15 protein-coding genes are annotated in these 15,012 nt (G+C 66.8%); 9 read left to right on the top strand and 6 right to left on the bottom strand.

All coding sequences use genetic code 11. The annotated features are described in order from the left end of the window. The first annotated feature begins 40 nt into the window (after window positions 1-40). The 5 genes from topA to KBZ14_RS13050 are packed head-to-tail and all read left to right on the top strand — an operon-like array spanning window position 41 to window position 6,026. Window positions 41-2,740: a type I DNA topoisomerase gene (topA, locus tag KBZ14_RS13070; RefSeq protein ID WP_255118778.1), complete on the top strand. Its 2,700-nt coding sequence runs from the start codon at window positions 41-43 to the stop codon at window positions 2,738-2,740. Continuing rightward, entirely contained in the window at window positions 2,740-3,177 is a 438-nt protein-coding gene (locus tag KBZ14_RS13065) for a hypothetical protein (RefSeq protein ID WP_255118777.1), read from the top strand. Before topA ends, KBZ14_RS13065 begins: the two co-directional genes overlap by 1 nt. Next, window positions 3,174-3,848, top strand: coding sequence for a DUF2232 domain-containing protein (locus KBZ14_RS13060; RefSeq protein ID WP_255118776.1), 675 nt, complete (start codon window positions 3,174-3,176; stop codon window positions 3,846-3,848). Before KBZ14_RS13065 ends, KBZ14_RS13060 begins: the two co-directional genes overlap by 4 nt. Window positions 3,849-3,853: 5 nt before the next feature. Beyond that, a complete protein-coding gene (gene cobT, locus KBZ14_RS13055; RefSeq protein WP_255118775.1) occupies window positions 3,854-4,975 on the top strand; it encodes a nicotinate mononucleotide-dependent phosphoribosyltransferase CobT in 1,122 nt (373 codons plus the stop codon). Window positions 4,976-4,985: 10 nt separating this feature from the next. Next, entirely contained in the window at window positions 4,986-6,026 is a 1,041-nt protein-coding gene (locus KBZ14_RS13050; RefSeq protein WP_255118774.1) for a type 2 periplasmic-binding domain-containing protein, read from the top strand. On the opposite strand, the gene KBZ14_RS13045 is transcribed toward KBZ14_RS13050, so the two are convergent. Both KBZ14_RS13045 and KBZ14_RS13040 read right to left on the bottom strand, forming a co-directional pair. Further along, the gene (locus KBZ14_RS13045; protein ID WP_255118802.1) at window positions 6,023-7,099 is read right to left on the bottom strand and encodes an aldo/keto reductase; all 1,077 of its coding nucleotides are present in this window, start codon (window positions 7,097-7,099) and stop codon (window positions 6,023-6,025) included. The two genes, KBZ14_RS13050 and KBZ14_RS13045, sit on opposite strands and share 4 nt — an antisense overlap. 52 nt (window positions 7,100-7,151) lie before the next feature. Continuing rightward, window positions 7,152-7,718: a bifunctional nuclease family protein gene (locus tag KBZ14_RS13040; protein WP_255118773.1), complete on the bottom strand. Its 567-nt coding sequence runs from the start codon at window positions 7,716-7,718 to the stop codon at window positions 7,152-7,154. A 55-nt stretch (window positions 7,719-7,773) separates the two neighbouring features. Between KBZ14_RS13040 and KBZ14_RS13035 the strand changes: the two genes are divergently transcribed. Together KBZ14_RS13035 and KBZ14_RS13030 are read left to right on the top strand one after the other, a co-directional pair. Next, window positions 7,774-8,439: a riboflavin synthase gene (locus KBZ14_RS13035; RefSeq protein WP_255118772.1), complete on the top strand. Its 666-nt coding sequence runs from the start codon at window positions 7,774-7,776 to the stop codon at window positions 8,437-8,439. Between the two features lie 56 nt (window positions 8,440-8,495). Continuing rightward, entirely contained in the window at window positions 8,496-9,104 is a 609-nt protein-coding gene (locus KBZ14_RS13030; protein ID WP_255118771.1) for an HdeD family acid-resistance protein, read from the top strand. A gap of 21 nt (window positions 9,105-9,125) precedes the next feature. On the opposite strand, the gene KBZ14_RS13025 is transcribed toward KBZ14_RS13030, so the two are convergent. The 4 genes from KBZ14_RS13025 to KBZ14_RS13010 all read right to left on the bottom strand — a co-directional run bounded on the left by KBZ14_RS13025 (window position 9,126) and on the right by KBZ14_RS13010 (window position 12,819). Beyond that, window positions 9,126-9,515, bottom strand: coding sequence for an AbrB family transcriptional regulator (locus KBZ14_RS13025; protein ID WP_255118801.1), 390 nt, complete (start codon window positions 9,513-9,515; stop codon window positions 9,126-9,128). A 169-nt stretch (window positions 9,516-9,684) separates the two neighbouring features. Beyond that, window positions 9,685-10,287, bottom strand: coding sequence for a cytochrome c oxidase subunit 3 (locus tag KBZ14_RS13020; protein WP_255118770.1), 603 nt, complete (start codon window positions 10,285-10,287; stop codon window positions 9,685-9,687). A 10-nt stretch (window positions 10,288-10,297) separates the two neighbouring features. Beyond that, the gene (gene ctaD / locus KBZ14_RS13015; protein ID WP_255118769.1) at window positions 10,298-11,983 is read right to left on the bottom strand and encodes a cytochrome c oxidase subunit I; all 1,686 of its coding nucleotides are present in this window, start codon (window positions 11,981-11,983) and stop codon (window positions 10,298-10,300) included. Further along, window positions 11,980-12,819: a cytochrome c oxidase subunit II gene (locus KBZ14_RS13010; RefSeq protein ID WP_255118768.1), complete on the bottom strand. Its 840-nt coding sequence runs from the start codon at window positions 12,817-12,819 to the stop codon at window positions 11,980-11,982. Before KBZ14_RS13010 ends, ctaD begins: the two co-directional genes overlap by 4 nt. Window positions 12,820-13,036: 217 nt before the next feature. On the opposite strand from KBZ14_RS13010, the gene KBZ14_RS13005 reads away from it, so the two are divergent. Together KBZ14_RS13005 and KBZ14_RS13000 are read left to right on the top strand one after the other, a co-directional pair. Next, on the top strand, window positions 13,037-13,984 hold the full coding sequence (locus tag KBZ14_RS13005) for a COX15/CtaA family protein (RefSeq protein WP_255118767.1): 948 nt from the start codon (window positions 13,037-13,039) through the stop codon (window positions 13,982-13,984). Then, on the top strand, window positions 13,977-14,978 hold the full coding sequence (locus KBZ14_RS13000; protein WP_255118766.1) for a heme o synthase: 1,002 nt from the start codon (window positions 13,977-13,979) through the stop codon (window positions 14,976-14,978). The genes KBZ14_RS13005 and KBZ14_RS13000 overlap by 8 nt, the downstream gene beginning before the upstream one ends. The last annotated feature ends 34 nt before the right edge of the window (window positions 14,979-15,012 follow it).

Here is a 15,012-nt window from a genome sequence, read left to right as displayed (position 1 = left end):
CGCCGGTGCGATAAAGAGGGAAGCGGTTTTACGCCTGCCTGTGGCGCACACGCTGGTCATCGTCGAGAGCCCCACGAAGGCCCGCACCATCCGCGGGTTCCTTCCCAAGGACTTCAAGGTGGAAGCCTCCATGGGGCACGTGCGCGACCTGCCCAACAACGCCAGCGAGATCCCCGCGGCCCACAAGGGTGAGAAGTGGGCCAACCTCGGCGTCAACACCGCCAACAACTTCGAGCCCCTCTACGTGGTGCCGAAGGACAAGAAAAAGGTGGTGAAGGAACTCAAGGACGCGCTCAAGGGCGCCGACCAGCTGCTGCTGGCCACGGACGAAGACCGGGAAGGGGAGAGCATCAGCTGGCACCTGCTGCAGCTGCTGAACCCGAAGGTGCCGGTGAAGCGCATGGTGTTCCACGAGATCACCAAGGAGGCCATCGGCCGCGCCCTAGAGCAGACCCGCGAGCTCGACATGGAGCTGGTGCACGCCCAAGAAACCCGGCGCATTCTCGATCGTCTGGTTGGCTACACCCTCTCGCCGCTGCTGTGGAAAAAGGTGGCCTGGGGCCTCTCTGCCGGCCGTGTGCAGTCGGTGGCGGTGCGCCTGCTGGTGCAGCGGGAGCGGGCCCGGCGGGCCTTTAGAAGTGGCAGTTACTGGGATCTCAAGGCCCAGCTGCAACAGGAGGGCAGCGCCTTTGACGCCAAGCTCACCCACCTCAAGGGCGAGCGGATCGCCGGCGGCTCCGATTTCGATGAGAGCACCGGTGGCCTCAAGGCCGGCAGCAAGGTGAAGCTGCTCAGTGAGGCGGAGGCCCAAGCCCTGCAGGCCCAGGTTCAATCCGCCCCCTGGACCGTGGCGGAGGTGGAGGAGAAGCCCACCGTGCGCAAGCCGGTGCCGCCCTTCACCACCAGCACTCTGCAGCAGGAGGCGAACCGCAAGCTGCGGCTCTCGGCCCGCGAAACCATGCGCACGGCCCAGGGGCTCTACGAGCGCGGCTTCATCACTTACATGCGCACCGACTCGGTGCACCTCAGCGATCAGGCCATCAATGCCGCCCGCAGCTGCGTGGCGGAGAAGTACGGCAAGGACTACCTGAGCCCCTCGCCGCGTCAGTTTTCCACCAAGGCCCGCAATGCCCAGGAAGCTCACGAGGCCATCCGTCCCGCTGGTGAGAGCTTCCGCACCCCCAACGAGACGGGCCTCAAGGAGAAGGATCTGGCCCTCTATGAGCTGATTTGGAAGCGCACCGTGGCCAGCCAGATGGCGGATGCCCGGCTCACCATGCTCTCGGTAGAGCTGAAGAGCGCCGACGCCAGCTTCCGCGCCTCCGGCAAGCGCATCGACTTTGCCGGCTTCTTCCGCGCCTACGTGGAGGGCTCCGATGATCCCGATGCCGCTCTCGAGGGCCAGGAGGTGCTGCTACCGGCCCTCAAGGTGGGCGATAGCCCTGCCTGCAAGGCGGTGGAGGCCCTCGGCCACCAGACCCAGCCGCCCGCCCGCTACAGCGAAGCGGCCCTGGTGAAGATGCTCGAGAAGGAGGGCATCGGTCGCCCATCCACCTACGCCTCGATCATCGGCACGATCGTGGACCGCGGCTACGCCACCCTCCAGAACAACGCCCTCACCCCCAGCTTCACGGCCTTTGCCGTGACGGCCCTGCTGGAGGAGCACTTCCCCGACCTGGTGGACACGAGCTTCACCGCTCGGATGGAGAACACCCTTGATGAGATCTCCCACGGCCAGGTGCAGTGGCTGCCCTACCTGGAGAGCTTCTACAAGGGCGACGAGGGACTCGAAACCCAGGTGCAGCAACGGGAGGGCGACATCGACCCCACGGCCTCTCGCACCATTGAATTGGAGGGCTTGCCCTGTGTGGTGCGCATCGGGCGCTTCGGTGCCTACCTGGAAACCAAGCGGGTGGCCGATGACGGCACTGAGGAGTTGCTCAAGGCCACCCTGCCCAACGAGATCACCCCGGCGGATCTCGATGCCGATAAAGCCGAGCTGATCCTTCGGCAAAAGGCGGATGGGCCTGAGTCGCTGGGGGAGGATCCCGAAACCGGCGATCAGGTCTACCTGCTGTTCGGCCAGTACGGCCCCTACGTGCAGCGTGGCCAGGTGAGCGATGAAAACCCGAAGCCCAAGCGGGCCTCCCTGCCCAAGGGTGCCAAGCCCGAAGAGCTCAGCCTGGAGGATGCCCTGGGGCTGCTGCGCTTGCCGCGGCAGTTGGGTGATCACCCCGATGGCGGCCGAATCGAGGCCGGGCTGGGCCGCTTTGGGCCCTACGTGGTGCATCACAAGGGCAAGGGCGAGAAGGACTACCGCTCCCTTAAGGCCGAGGACGACGTGCTGCTGGTGGAGCTCCCCCGGGCCATGGAACTGCTGGCCATGCCCAAGAAGGGGCGCGGTGGCCGCACGGCCCTTAAGGATCTCGGCACCCCCGAAGGCGCCGATGAGGCGATTCAGCTGTTTGATGGCCCCTACGGCCTCTACGTGAAGCAGGGCAAGGTGAATGCCTCCCTGCCGGAGGGCACCACCGCCGACACCCTCACCCTCGAGCAGGCGGTGGAGCTGCTGGCTGCCAAGGCCGCCACGGGCAAGGGCAAGGGCCGCAAGACTGCAGCGGCCGGTGGGGCCAAGACAGCTGCCGCCAAGAAACCGGCAGCCAAGAAGGCACCCGCCACCACCAAGACCGGTCGGCTGCGGGCCAGTGCCGTGCGGGTGATCAAGGCGGCTGATAGCTGATGGGTAGGGGCCTGCGCACCGCCCTGGCTCTGCTGGTCGGCCCCCTAGCGCTGGCCGGATGCAGCGGCACGCCCTTTGGCGATCAGCTCTCCCGCAGTTTCTCGGCACCCCAGCCGGCCCCGAAGGCGCCAGCCGCCGCACCGCCCGCAGTGCCTGCCAAGCCGGTGCCTACGGCGAAGCCGGCCGGCCAGGCCAAGCCCACCGTGCCAGCGTCCACGCCCCTGGCTGCGAAGCCAAAAACCCAGCCCAGCATTCCGTCGCCCTACCGCGTCACCATCAAGTTGCCGGCCGCCGATCCCTCCGCCCCTGCGGAAGTGGTGACCGAAGCCCTCCGGGCCGCTGGCGTGGCCTTCGAAGTGGAAACCATCGAACGCATTCCCCCTGGCCCTGAGCCCAGCGCCACTCCGCTGCGTACCCCGGCTCCGGCTCCGCGATGAGGAAGCCCCGCCAGCTCGATGCTCCCCTCCAGGCCAGTCTGAGCCGCCGCCAGGCCCGCCAGCTCACGGAAACGGCTTACCTGGCTGCCGCCACGGCCCTGCTCTGGGTGGGGCTGTATTACCTGCCGGTGGGCGGCGCCCTCTTCCGTCTGGCCCTGCCCCTACCTCTCGCCCTGTTGCAGCTGCGTCAGAACTGGCGCTGCGGCGTGGAGGGGGTGGCGGTGGCGGCCCTGTTGCTGGTGGCGCTGATGGGGCCCATTCGCGGGCCGTTGGTGCTGTTCCCCTATGGCTTGCTTGCCCTCTGGTTGGGGTGGTGCTGGACGCGGCGGCTGAGCTGGTGGATCAGTTGGGGGGTGGGGCTATTGATTGGCGCCGCTGGCTTCCTGGTGCGGGTGGCGGTGCTGTCGGTGTTGTTGGGAGAGAACCTCTGGGTGTTGATCACCGCCGCTGCCGCGCAGTTGCTGGAGAAACTCAGTGGCCTGCTGCAGCTGGGCGGTGGGCCCGATCTGCTCCAAGTGCAACTGATGGCCCTGGGTTTGGTGCTGGTCCAGAACCTGATCTACGTGTTGGCCCTGCACGCGGTGGCCTATTGGATCTTCCCGCGGCTGCAGACGCCCATCAGTGAGCCGCCGCCGCTGTTGCGGCCCCTGGTGGCGATGGATCCCCTCTGAGGCCGATGCGGCAGCTGAGCGGTGATCCCCAGCTGGCCGCGGCCTGGTGCGCACGGATCGCGCCAGCCGCGGCCAACAGCCGCGTGCTGGTGCTGCTGGCCGGCACCGACCCCGCGGCGGTGCCTGGCATCTCAGTGGCGGGGGCCACCCCGGAAGCCCGCCGCTGCACTGCCGCCGCCGATGCGGAGCTGCTGCTGTTGGGCCCTGGCGCCGTGCGTCCCCATGCCCTGCCGCCGTTGCCGGCAGGGGTGAGCCCGGCCCTGATCGCCCAGGTGGTGGCGGCCCAACTGGGACTCGAGCCCCTGGTGGTGGATCTGGGGGCTCCAGTGGCCCCAGCTGTCGTCCATGTTCAGCTGGGCCAGGGTCCCGCCCGCTGCATTAGCAGCGGGCGGGCGATGCCGGAGAAGCGGGTGCAGCAGCTACTGGCCCTGGGCCAGCGCTGGGGGCGGGGGCTGGCCAGGACCCGCCAGCCCTTGGTGCTGGCTGAATGCGTGCCAGGGGGCACCACCACGGCCCAGGCGGTGCTCACGGCCCTGGGGGTGGAGGCGGGCGGGTTGGTGAGCGGGAGCCTGCTCACCCCAGCCCACCACCTCAAGGCTGCCTTGGTGGCCAGGGGCTTGGCCGCGGCTGGGCTCACGGGGCTTGCCCCACCGCCGCCAGTGGTGCCACGGGTACTGGCGGCAGTGGGGGATCCGATGCAGGCCCTGGCGGCGGCCCTGGTACTCGAGGCCTCCCAGGCCCAGCTGCCGGTGCTCCTGGCTGGTGGCAGCCAGATGGTGGCGGTGCTGGCCCTGGCCCTGGCGCTGGCCAAGCCCCAGCAGCGGCAGGCCCTGGGGGCCCATGTGACCATCGGCACCACCGCCTGGGTGGCGGATGAGGCCAGCAGTGATCTGGGGGTGCTGTTGCAGCGCCTCCGGCAGCGATGGGGGGAATGGCCCCTGGCCTTTGCTTCGGACCTGCGCTTCCACGAGTGCCGTTCCCCGGAGTTGCTGGCCTACGAGCAGGGCTATGTGAAGGAGGGGGTGGGAGCCGGCGGTTTGGCCCTGTTGTGGGAACTCAGCGGCCGTACCCCTGAGGCCCTGGCCGCGGCCTGCGATCGAGCCTGCCGTCAGCTGCACCAGCCCTAGGGTCGGCGCCATGGTGCAATCCCCCTTGCTTCCCCGTCGCCAGCTGCTCCGGTTCGCTGCCCTGGGGGGCGCGGTGGCTGGCAGTGGCTTGCTGGCGGGTTGCCGCGGCAGCAGCGACGACCCACTGCTGCTCTCTGCCCGTGGCGAGCTGCCGCCGGCCTGGGTGAAGGCCCTCCCCAAGCCCTGGCGCCTGCAGCCCCTCGATTCGCCCGCGGCGGTGCTGGAGGCGGCGATGCAGGGGCGGGGTGCGCCCGCAGCGACCCTGCTGCAGCTCAGCGATGGCTGGGCCGCTCAGCTCGACCCCGCGGTTCTCCAGCCCTTGGTGGCCTCCCAACTGCTGGCCCAACTCGCGCCGATGGCTGCGCCGGTGAGTCGCCTGTTCCAGCCCGAGGGCTCCCCGGCCCTGGCCTTTCCCTGGGCCTTTGGCACCTGGGTGCTGGTGTTGCGCAACCGTCCAGATCTCGTGCGGCGTGGGGCAGAGGGCTGGGATCTGCTGCTGGATCCCAGCCTGTGCCGCAAGCTCGTGCTGCCCTCCAGCCCCAGGGTGGTGATGGAGCTGGCCACACGCCTCACCCTCCGGACGGATCCCCTGCGGCAGCTGCGGCAGCAGGCCCTGGCCTTTGATGAGCGCGATGGCCTCAACCTCCTGCTGGCCGGCGACGCCGATGGGGTGGTGGTGCCCAGCCATCGGGCCGTCCCCCTGCTGATCAGTGATCCACGGCTCCAGGCCCTGCTGCCGGCCTCCGGATCCCCCCTCTGGTGGAACCTACTGCTGCGCCCCGCGGCGGCCTCCAAGTCCCTGCCGCTCGAATGGCTGCGTGATGGCCTCACCCTGCCCCTGCTCGACCGTCTGCTGGCGGGGGGCTGGGTGCCACCACTGCCCCGGGAGCAGCTGGCACCTGCCCTGAAGCGGTGGCCCCGGCAGTTGCGGGGGTTGCTGCTGCCCCCACCAGCGGTGCTGGCCCGCTGCACCAACCTGGAGCCCCTCACGGCCATGGAGCGGCAGCGTCGCCAGGATCTGTGGGACCGGGCGGCGCCCGAGAGCCTCTAGCCCCAGAGTCGCCGCCGGGGCGCTGCCGCCAGGCGCTGGTGGGTGTCCGCCAGCAGAACGGGAATCGGCAGTTGGTGGGGGCAGCGGGGCAGGCAGTCGCCGCAGCGGTTGCAGGTCGTGGCGTTGTGCTCTTCCCACCAGTGGCCGGCGCGGCCGACCAGGTTGTAACGCTCCTGGGCGAAGGCCTCCATGCCGTGGCCCACGGCCAGGTTGCGCAGCCGCAGCAGTTCGGGAATGGGCACGGCGTTGGGGCAAGGCAGGCAGGCGCGGCACTGGCCGCAGAGATCGGTGCCGAGCTGCTCAGCGGCCTGCTGCTGCAGCCGTTGCAGGGCTGCAGCCAGCGCGGGGGCTGCGCCCTGCAGCTCCCCCGCCTGCCAGCACCTGGCCCAGATCAGATCCGAGGGCTGGGCTGCTCCCAGGCTCAAGGTGGAGATCCCCTCCTCCAGCAGGAAGCGGTAGGCCAGCTCGAGGGGATGAAATGGGGCGCAGGCGGTGCTCAGCTCGGGTGGTGGGTCGTAGAGGCGCCCCCCCTTATCGGCGGGGGAAATGGCCAGCACGCCGATGCCCTCGGCCAGGGCGGTGCGGGCCAGGGGCAGGCGCGTCTGGTCGAACAGATGCACATGCAGGCTGCAGAAGCTGAAGCGTTCCGAGGCCAGGGCCCTCTCGATCAGCTCGTTGCTGCCGTGGCTGGAGAAGCCCACCTGGGCCGCCAGACCCTCCCCCAGGGCCCAGGCCAGCAGCTCCGAGCCGGGTCCCCCTAAGGCCCACTCCAGATGTTCCGGGCGGTTGAGGCCATGCACCGCCAGGTTGTCGAGTTGCGGGCTGCCCAGGCGCGCGAGACAGTCGCGCAGTTGCTGTTGGGCCGCGGCTAGATCCGTGCCCGGCAGCAGCTTGCTGGTGAGCACCAGCTCGGCGCGGGCGCCGGGATCACGGGCGTCGAGCGCGGCCAGGGCCTGGCCTAGGTAGGCCTCCGCCGGTCCGTAGGCGGGAGCGGTTTCCAGGTGGTTGATGCCGGCGCTGAGGGCTGCCTCCAGCACCGCCGCCATCTGCCGGGGCCCTTCCACGGCCCGCATGGTGCCGAGGGTGAACGCCGACACCGGGCGCCCTCGGCCGAAAGCACGCCGCTCAGCCAGGGGTGTCCTCCCCGTCTTGCTCTTGGCCGTCGTCACTGTCGCGATTGGCCTGTTTGGCTTCGCTGCGGGCCTTGTTCACGTTGCGCACCAGTTCCGCGGGACTGATGCCGTCGAGGAAGCGGCGGAAATCGGCGGCATCCTCTGCATCGGCCTCGGCATCCACGGGGATGGAGGCGTCGGCCACCACTTCCTCCAACATCCAGATGCTGCTGCCGGTGCGCAGGGCGAGGGCGATGGCGTCGCTGGGGCGTGCATCCAGTTCGCTGGCCTTGTCGTCTGCGTCCCTGAGCTTCAGCACCGCCCGGAAGGTGGCCGATTCAATGGCGTGGATGATTACCCGCTCCAGAGTGAGGCCGCCAGACGCCATCAGGCTGGCCATCAGATCGTGGCTGAGGGGGCGTGGCGACTGCTCCTGTTTGAGCCCCGCCATGATGTTCTGGGCCTGGGCCTGGTCGATCCAGATCGGCACCTGGCGGCGGCCGGAGGGGTCGCGTAGGAGCACAATCGGGCTGCGACTGGCCGCATCCAGCGCGATGCCGGCAACGCGCATTTCAACCACAGTTTGCCCTCGGGGCCCTGTGCCCGATTATGGCCATCGTTGACAGGGGCGCCGCATGTTTACCGGTCTGGTGCAGGCCGTGGGGCAAGTGCAGCGCCGCGCCGGAGGGCTGCAGGTGTTGATCCCCGCGGGAGCAGGCCTCGATCCCGCCTGTCTGGCACTGGGCGACAGCGTTGCGGTAGATGGTGTCTGTCTCACCGTGACCCACCGCTCCGCCACTGGCTTCGATGTCGATGTGAGTGAGGAGACCCTGGGGCGCAGCACCCTGGCGGCGAAGGCCGAGCGGCGGGATTGGGTCAACCTCGAGCCTGCCCTGCGGTTGGCGGATCGTCTTGGCGGCCATCTGGTGAGTGGCCATGTGGATGGCTTGGGCACGGTGGTGGCCATCGAGCAACAGCCCGCCTCCTGGCGCCTGGCTCTCCGCTGGGATGAGGCTCTCTACGGCCGCTATATCTGCGAGAAAGCCTCGGTGGCGGTGGATGGCATCAGCCTCACCGTGGCGGGCTGCAGCCCCGATGGTGCGGAGTTTTGGATCGCCGTGATTCCTCATACCTGGGCCAGCACCACCCTGCAGCGGTTGCGGGTGGGGGATGTGGTGAATCTCGAGGCCGATCTGCTGGCCAAATACACCGAACGGCTCCTCACGGGAACCAAGGGCCGGCCTAACGCCCCATCGCCGGAGATCACGGGCGCCTGGTTGGCGGAGCATGGCTGGGGCTGACGAGGCCTGGCGTCATGCCTACGTTCCGGGGGTACGTGTTCGACTGAACACCTCCCATGGTTTCTGACAAACCGGAGCTCGATCGGAGCTCCCTTCGCAGCTTCACCATTGCCGAGGGCATCCTGCTGCTCGTGCTCGGCCTGCTGGCACTGATCTTTCCCGTGGTTGCATCCGCCTGGGTCACGGTGGTGGTGGCCCTGGCCTTTCTGGTGGGCGGCATCATCGGCTGGGTCAACAACCTCAACCGCGCTCGGCGGCTGAGTCGGTGGCATTGCTTTTGGCGCCTGGTGGTGTCCACCCTGTTTCTGGTCACCGGCGCCTGGATCATTCAGCAGTTCAGTGCCGGCATTGTGCCTGCTGCAGCCCAGGTCACGGCTCTGGCCTTTGCCATCGGCATTGTGTTCCTGGTGGAGGGTGTGGTGGCCATCATCGTGTCGCTCTCCCACACCGACATGCCTGGCTGGGGCTGGGGTTTAGCCAATGGTGTCGTGACGCTCCTGCTCGGCCTGATCATCGTGACCATGCGGGCCGGCGGCTTGCTGAGCGTGCTCGGCATCCTTGTGGGGATCAGCTTCCTGTTCAGCGGCATTGATCTGCTGGTGTTCAGCGCCGCCTTTCATGAGCGGGATCGCTCGGATGCCGCTGGGGGATCCCCGCTGGCTTGAAGGGTCGTCTGCAGCAATGGTTCAGTGGTTATCGGCGCTGTCCGTGCCGGCGGACACCGCGCCATCGCCTTCCATAGGCAGTAGCCAGATGGCTCCTGTCTCGTGGTGAATTTCAATCTTGAATTCCTGGCCGGGCTCCAGGCCCATGCGCCGGGTGTAGGCGTGGCCAATCAGCAGGTTGCCATTGCCATGCACACGGGTGCGGAACTCGGCCTGGCGACCCTTGCTGCCGCTGCCGCTGGAGCTTGCGGAGGGCAAGCTGTAGCCCTTGGCCTCCACAAGAGCGCGGTAGAAGCTCTTTTTCAGCACCCGGCCGCTAGGACCGACATAGCCGCAGGCCCGCGCGATCTGGTCCTCCGGACGATTGCTCAGGGATCGGGCCTTGTCCAGCAGCGCCTTGCCCTGCAGCATCGGCACTTGGGCGGTGACTTTCTCTTCGACAAACACCGGCGACACGGCCCTAGTACGCAACAATTGTGCCGATCGATTGCGTTCAGAGGCAAGGGCACAACCTGAGAATAATGGTCATCCCGTGATGATTCGGGTCAGCCAGCTGCGTCGTCCCCAGTTCAGGCCAGGCTCACAGCAGATAGAGAATCCCGTAAAGCACTACCCAGATCCCATCCACGAAGTGCCAGTAGAGCTCGGTAGCTTCCAGGGGAAACAGATTGTGCTGGCTCACCCGGCCACCGGGCCGGCTCTGCCACCAGACGATCAGGATCATGAGCCCCCCCAGGGTCACATGCAGGCCGTGGAAGCCGGTGATCGCATAGAAGGTGCTGGCGAACAGGTTGTCGGTGAGGCCGAAGGGCAGGGAGAAGTACTCCTTCATCTGGCCGGCCAGGAATGTGAAGCCCAGAGCAGCCGTGAGTACCAGCCAGCGCCGGCACAGGGGATTGTTACCGGCCTTGAGTGCTGATCCGGCCCTGTGGAAGGTGAGACTGCTCACCAGTAACAGCAGTGTGTTGATGGTGGGCAGCAGCAGCTCGAGCTCATAGCTGGAGCCAGCCGGCAGGGGGTTCACGGCCCGAAACGTGAGATAGGCGGCGAAGAAGCCGGCAAAGGTCATGCCATCGGCCACCAGGAAGGTGGCCAGGCCGAACAGGCGGAAATCGGGATGGCCGCCATGGCCTTCCATCTGGTGTTCGGTGCTGGTTTGGGTGTTGGTGCTCAGGGTTGTCATGGCCGTGACCTCAGCGGTTATCGGGTTTGCCGCTGCTCCACAGCTGGCGGCCGGAGGTGGCGGCGAGATCGAGTTCGCCTGGCTTAAGGCCGTAGCCGTAGGGCTCTGTTACTAGGGGGGCTTCGCCGATCCAGTTCTCCACCGGTGGCGGTGAGCTCGTGAGCCACTCGGGGGTGAGGGCATTCCAGGGGTTATCGCCCGCGATGGTGCCCTTGAACGCGCTATGGAGCACGTTGATCAGGAAGGGCAGAGTGCTGATGGCCATCAGCAGGGCTCCCACGCTGCTGAGCTGGTTGATCAGCTGGAACTGGGGGTCGTACTCAGCCACGCGCCGCGGCATGCCATTGAGGCCGAGCCAGTGCTGGGGAGCGAAGCAGAGGTTGAAGCCCACGAAGGTGAGCAGGAAGTGGATCCGGCCGAGGGGCTCGTTCAGCATCCGTCCGGTGAACTTCGGATACCAGTGGTAAACGGAGGCGAAGATCACAAACACAGTGCCCCCGTAGACGATGTAGTGGAAATGAGCCACCACGAAGTAGGTGTCATGCACGTGGATGTCGAACGGCACCTGGGCGAGGGCAACGCCGGTAATGCCGCCGAACACGAAGTTCACAATGAAGGCGCAGGAAAACAGCATGGCTGAATTGAGCGCCAATTTGCCTCCCCAGAGGGTGGCGAGCCAGTTGAAGAACTTGATGCCTGTGGGAACGGCGATGAACGCGGTGGCGATCGTGAAGAACAGCCGCATCCAGGGCGGGGTGCCACTGGTGAACATGTGGTGAGCCCATACGATCAGGCCCAGAAACACAATGCCCATGATCGAATACACCATGGTGGTGTAGCCGAACAGCGGTTTGCGGGCATGGATCGGCAGGATTTCACTCACCAGCCCGAAGGCTGGTAGTACCATGATGTATACAGCCGGGTGGGAGTAGAACCAGAACAGGTGCTGATACACCACCGCATTGCCGCCAAGGGCTGGATTGAAGAAGCCGGTGTGGGCAATGATATCGAAGCTGAGCAGTACCAGCGTGCCCGCCAATACCGGCGTGGAGAGCACCACCAGAATGCTGGTGCCCAGCATGGCCCAGCAATACATCGGGAGTTGCATCAACTTCAAGCCTGGCCTGCGCAGCTTGAGGATCGTGGCGATGAAGTTGATGCCGCCAAAGATTGAGCTGCCGCCCAAGAGCAACACACTCAGGATCCACAGTACCTGGCCAGTGGCTGGGGTGGTGAGGCTCAGGGGTGGATAGGCGGTCCAGCCCGATTGAGCGGCGCTGCCGATGAAATAGCTGCTGATCAACAGCAGCCCCGCCGGTGGAATCAGCCAGAAGGCCACGGCATTGAGGCGGGGGAAGGCCATGTCCCGCGCGCCCACGTAGAAGGGAATCAGATAGTTTCCAAAGGCTCCATTCACCACCGGCACGATCCAAAGAAAGATCATCACCGTGCCGTGCAGGGTGAGAATTTCGTTGTAGGTTTCCCGTGGCAGGAAATCACTGATCGGCGTTAAGAGCTCGGTGCGGATGGCTCCCGCTAGGGCGCCACCCACCAGGTAGAACAGAAAGCCGCACACCAGATATTGCAGGCCGATCACTTTGTGGTCGGTGCTGAAGCTCAGATAGCGCAGCCAGCCCTGGGGTTGCAGCGGCTGCGGTGCACTGGGGGTGGTGGGCGGCGAGAGGCTGAGGGTCATGACTGCACCGGTGTGGGAGTGGCAGGTGTTGGCGCTGGACTGTTCTTGGCCACCCAGTCGGCGAAGGTGTCGGGCTCATCGACGACCACCGTGGAGCGCATGCCGCCGTGGTACGGCCCGCAGAGCTCTGCGCACACGATCGGGTAGCGCCCTGGTCTGGTGGCGGTGAAGCTGAGCAGCGTCGGCTGGCCGGGAATCACGTCCTGCTTGAGGCGGAACTGGGGCACCCAGAAGGCGTGGATCACGTCGTTGGCCTTCATGTGGAGCGCCACCGGTTGCCCGACGGGCACGTGCAGCTCCCCACTGGTGATGTCCGCGTCGGGGTAGTGGAAGATGAAGGCGAACTGCATCGCCGTCACGTCGATGGGCAGGGCCGCGGTGCCGGCCTCGGCATCGATGGCAGCAGGGCTGATGCCGGCCCAGGTGCGGCCCCTGTCGTCGCCAGCCGCCATGACATGGGCGCTGTGGTCGTTGAGCGGGGTCATACCACCCATGCGGTCATAGATGTCGTAGCTGTAAATCCCTACAAACAGCACCACAATCGCGGGGATCGCTGTCCATAAAATTTCCAGCGGCAGATTGCCTTCGATGGCCAGGCCATCTGTGCGATCACCAGAGCGCCGGCGAAAGCGCACCAGGCTGAACAGGATGAGGCCCGTGATGCCAACGAACAGAATCGTGCCAATGCTGAACAGAACCTTAAAAAGTTCGTCATAAACCGGTGCATTGGCGCTGGCATCCAGGGGGAGCAGGTTGACGTTCTGACCGACCCAAAGGCCAGCCAGGACAAGGGCCATTCCTGCCAGCAGCGTCAGGATTGTGGCGGGAATGGGCATCTTCCCGGGGCATAACCGCTCCAGCCTATGGAGATTCGTCTCGCCTGTCGTGGTTGCTGTTGCCTGCTGTGTCAATCAGCCCATCAGGCCTCAGTTGGCGTGTGGGATTGCTCACCCAACTATCACTGTTGATGTCGCTCTTCCCCGGCCTCATCGCGCTAGCCAAGCGCTTTTAATTGTTGTCATTAGCGTGAGCGCCAACAGGCCTGAGCGAGGCATGGCAGCGCCGAGTTTGCAATCACCCCAGCGCCTGGCCTCGCCTCTCCTTGGTGAGTCCGCTGATCCCATTGGCCGTCGGCTCGCCAGCCTCACGGCCCATCTGTTGATCGCCCTGGTGGCCCTGGTGGCTATCGGCGGCGCTACCCGGGTGATGGAGGCCGGCCTGGCCTGTCCCGACTGGCCGCTCTGTTACGGCTCCCTGCTGCCGGGGCCCCAGATGAACCTCCAGGTGTTTCTGGAGTGGTTTCACCGCCTCGATGCCTTCGTGGTAGGTGTCGGCGTGCTGGTGCTCACCGCAGCCAGCTGGATCTGGCGCTCGCGCCTGCCCCGCTGGCTACCGGCTCTGGCCACGGCAACCCTCCTGCTCGTGGCAGGGCAGGGGGCTCTGGGTGCCCTCACGGTCACCCAGTTGTTGCCGTTTGGGGTGGTTACGGCTCACCTGGTCACGGCCTTGGTGCTCGTGGCGTTGGTGAGCGGTTGCCATCAGGGCTTAAACAGCGCCTCCCGGTTGCCGTTGCCGAGCTGGTGGGCGTGGCTGACCCCTGTGGTTGCCACGGCTGTGCTGGCCCAATGCCTGATGGGGGGTCTGATGGCCACCCAGTGGGCGGCTGGCCGCTGCTTCAGCTCCGGCGAGGGCTGTGGCTGGCTCTACGGCCATCGCCTGCTGGCCACGCCGGCGGCCCTGGCCGTGCTGCTGCTGGCGGCCCTGGCCTGGTGGCGGCTGCGCTCTGAACGCCCCCTGGCCACCCTGGCCGCCCTGCTGGTGGTGCTTCAGATCGCCCTGGGGGTCGCCAGCCTGCGGCTGAGCCTCTCGGTGCCGGCGGTCACCGTGGCCCACCAGCTCACGGCGGCCCTGCTGGTGGCCGTGCTTTCCGCCCTTACCGCCCGCAGCTGGCTTGGCCGCAGCTGCTGGGCCCAAACATCCCTGGAGGTGGCCCGTGGTTAGTGCACCGGTTTCAGCAACACCCCGGCTCACGCGGGAACAGGTGGTGCCTTCGCGGGCACGCCTGCGCCTGCCCCCCTGGTTGGAGATCGCAAAGCCGCGGCTGATTCCGCTGCTGCTGGCCACCACCCTGGGCGGCATGGCCCTCTCCGAGGGCTGGCCCCTGCCCCCAGCCCGCTTGGCCTGCACCCTCGGTGGTGGCGCCCTGGCCGCCGCTGCTGCCGGAGTGCTCAATTGCCTCTGGGAGCAGGAACTCGATGGCCGCATGCAGCGCACCAGCGGCCGTGCTCTGCCCTCCGGTCGTCTGTCGGTCACCACGGCCTTTGCCATTGCCGTGGCCCTGGCCCTCACCGCCTCAACCCTGTTGGTGGGAGGGGTGAACTGCCTGGCGGCGGGCCTCTCGCTGCTCGGGCTCTGCAGCTATGTGCTGCTCTACACGGTGCTGCTCAAGCCCCGCACCAGCCAGAACATCGTGATCGGCGGGGTGGCGGGGGCCATCCCGCCCCTGGTGGGGGCCGCTGCGGCCACGGGACATCTGGGTTTGAGCAGCTGGTGGTTGTTTGGCCTGGTGATGGTGTGGACCCCCGCCCATTTCTGGGCCCTCGCCCTGCTGCTCAAGGACGACTACCGCTCCGTGGGCATTCCGATGCTGCCGGTGGTGAAAGGGGCTCCCGCCACCGCCCAGGCCATTGGCCTCTATGCCCTTGCCACCGTTGGGCTGAGTGTGCTCGGCATCTGGGCCTTGCCCTCGGGTGGTTTGCTCTATGGCCTGTTGCTGCTTCCCTTCAACGGCAGGCTCCTGCAGATGGCCTGGGCTCTCCAGCAGGCCCCCGACGACCTGCAGCGGGCCAAGGGGCTGTTCCGCTGGTCGATCCTCTATCTGTTCGGCATCTGCCTGCTGCTGCTGATCGCCCGGATGCCCGCCGGTGCCCAATTCAGCCACCAGGGGCTCGAGTTGCTAGGGCTTGCCACCACTGGGTGGCAGAGGACTTTCTAAATTGGGTTTTCAAAACGGCTGAGCGGAGTTCCCC

It is taken from the genome of Synechococcus sp. HJ21-Hayes (assembly GCF_024345835.1).
GTDB lineage: Bacteria > Cyanobacteriota > Cyanobacteriia > PCC-6307 > Cyanobiaceae > Vulcanococcus.
The sequence above is the reverse complement of the archived record's forward strand: the minus strand, read 5'-3'. Positions and strand labels throughout refer to the sequence as shown.

Coding starts and splice junctions, on each gene's coding strand:
- KBZ14_RS13065 (WP_255118777.1), top strand. CDS start 2,740: ATGGGTAGGGGCCTGCGCACCGCCCTGGCTCTGCTGGTCGGCCCCCTA.
- KBZ14_RS13060 (WP_255118776.1), top strand. CDS start 3,174: ATGAGGAAGCCCCGCCAGCTCGATGCTCCCCTCCAGGCCAGTCTGAGC.
- cobT (WP_255118775.1), top strand. CDS start 3,854: ATGCGGCAGCTGAGCGGTGATCCCCAGCTGGCCGCGGCCTGGTGCGCA.
- KBZ14_RS13050 (WP_255118774.1), top strand. CDS start 4,986: ATGGTGCAATCCCCCTTGCTTCCCCGTCGCCAGCTGCTCCGGTTCGCT.
- KBZ14_RS13045 (WP_255118802.1), bottom strand. CDS start 7,099: ATGCGGGCCGTGGAAGGGCCCCGGCAGATGGCGGCGGTGCTGGAGGCA.
- KBZ14_RS13035 (WP_255118772.1), top strand. CDS start 7,774: ATGTTTACCGGTCTGGTGCAGGCCGTGGGGCAAGTGCAGCGCCGCGCC.
- KBZ14_RS13030 (WP_255118771.1), top strand. CDS start 8,496: ATGGTTTCTGACAAACCGGAGCTCGATCGGAGCTCCCTTCGCAGCTTC.
- KBZ14_RS13025 (WP_255118801.1), bottom strand. CDS start 9,515: ATGCTGCAGGGCAAGGCGCTGCTGGACAAGGCCCGATCCCTGAGCAAT.
- KBZ14_RS13020 (WP_255118770.1), bottom strand. CDS start 10,287: ATGACAACCCTGAGCACCAACACCCAAACCAGCACCGAACACCAGATG.
- ctaD (WP_255118769.1), bottom strand. CDS start 11,983: ATGACCCTCAGCCTCTCGCCGCCCACCACCCCCAGTGCACCGCAGCCG.
- KBZ14_RS13010 (WP_255118768.1), bottom strand. CDS start 12,819: ATGCCCATTCCCGCCACAATCCTGACGCTGCTGGCAGGAATGGCCCTT.
- KBZ14_RS13005 (WP_255118767.1), top strand. CDS start 13,037: ATGGCAGCGCCGAGTTTGCAATCACCCCAGCGCCTGGCCTCGCCTCTC.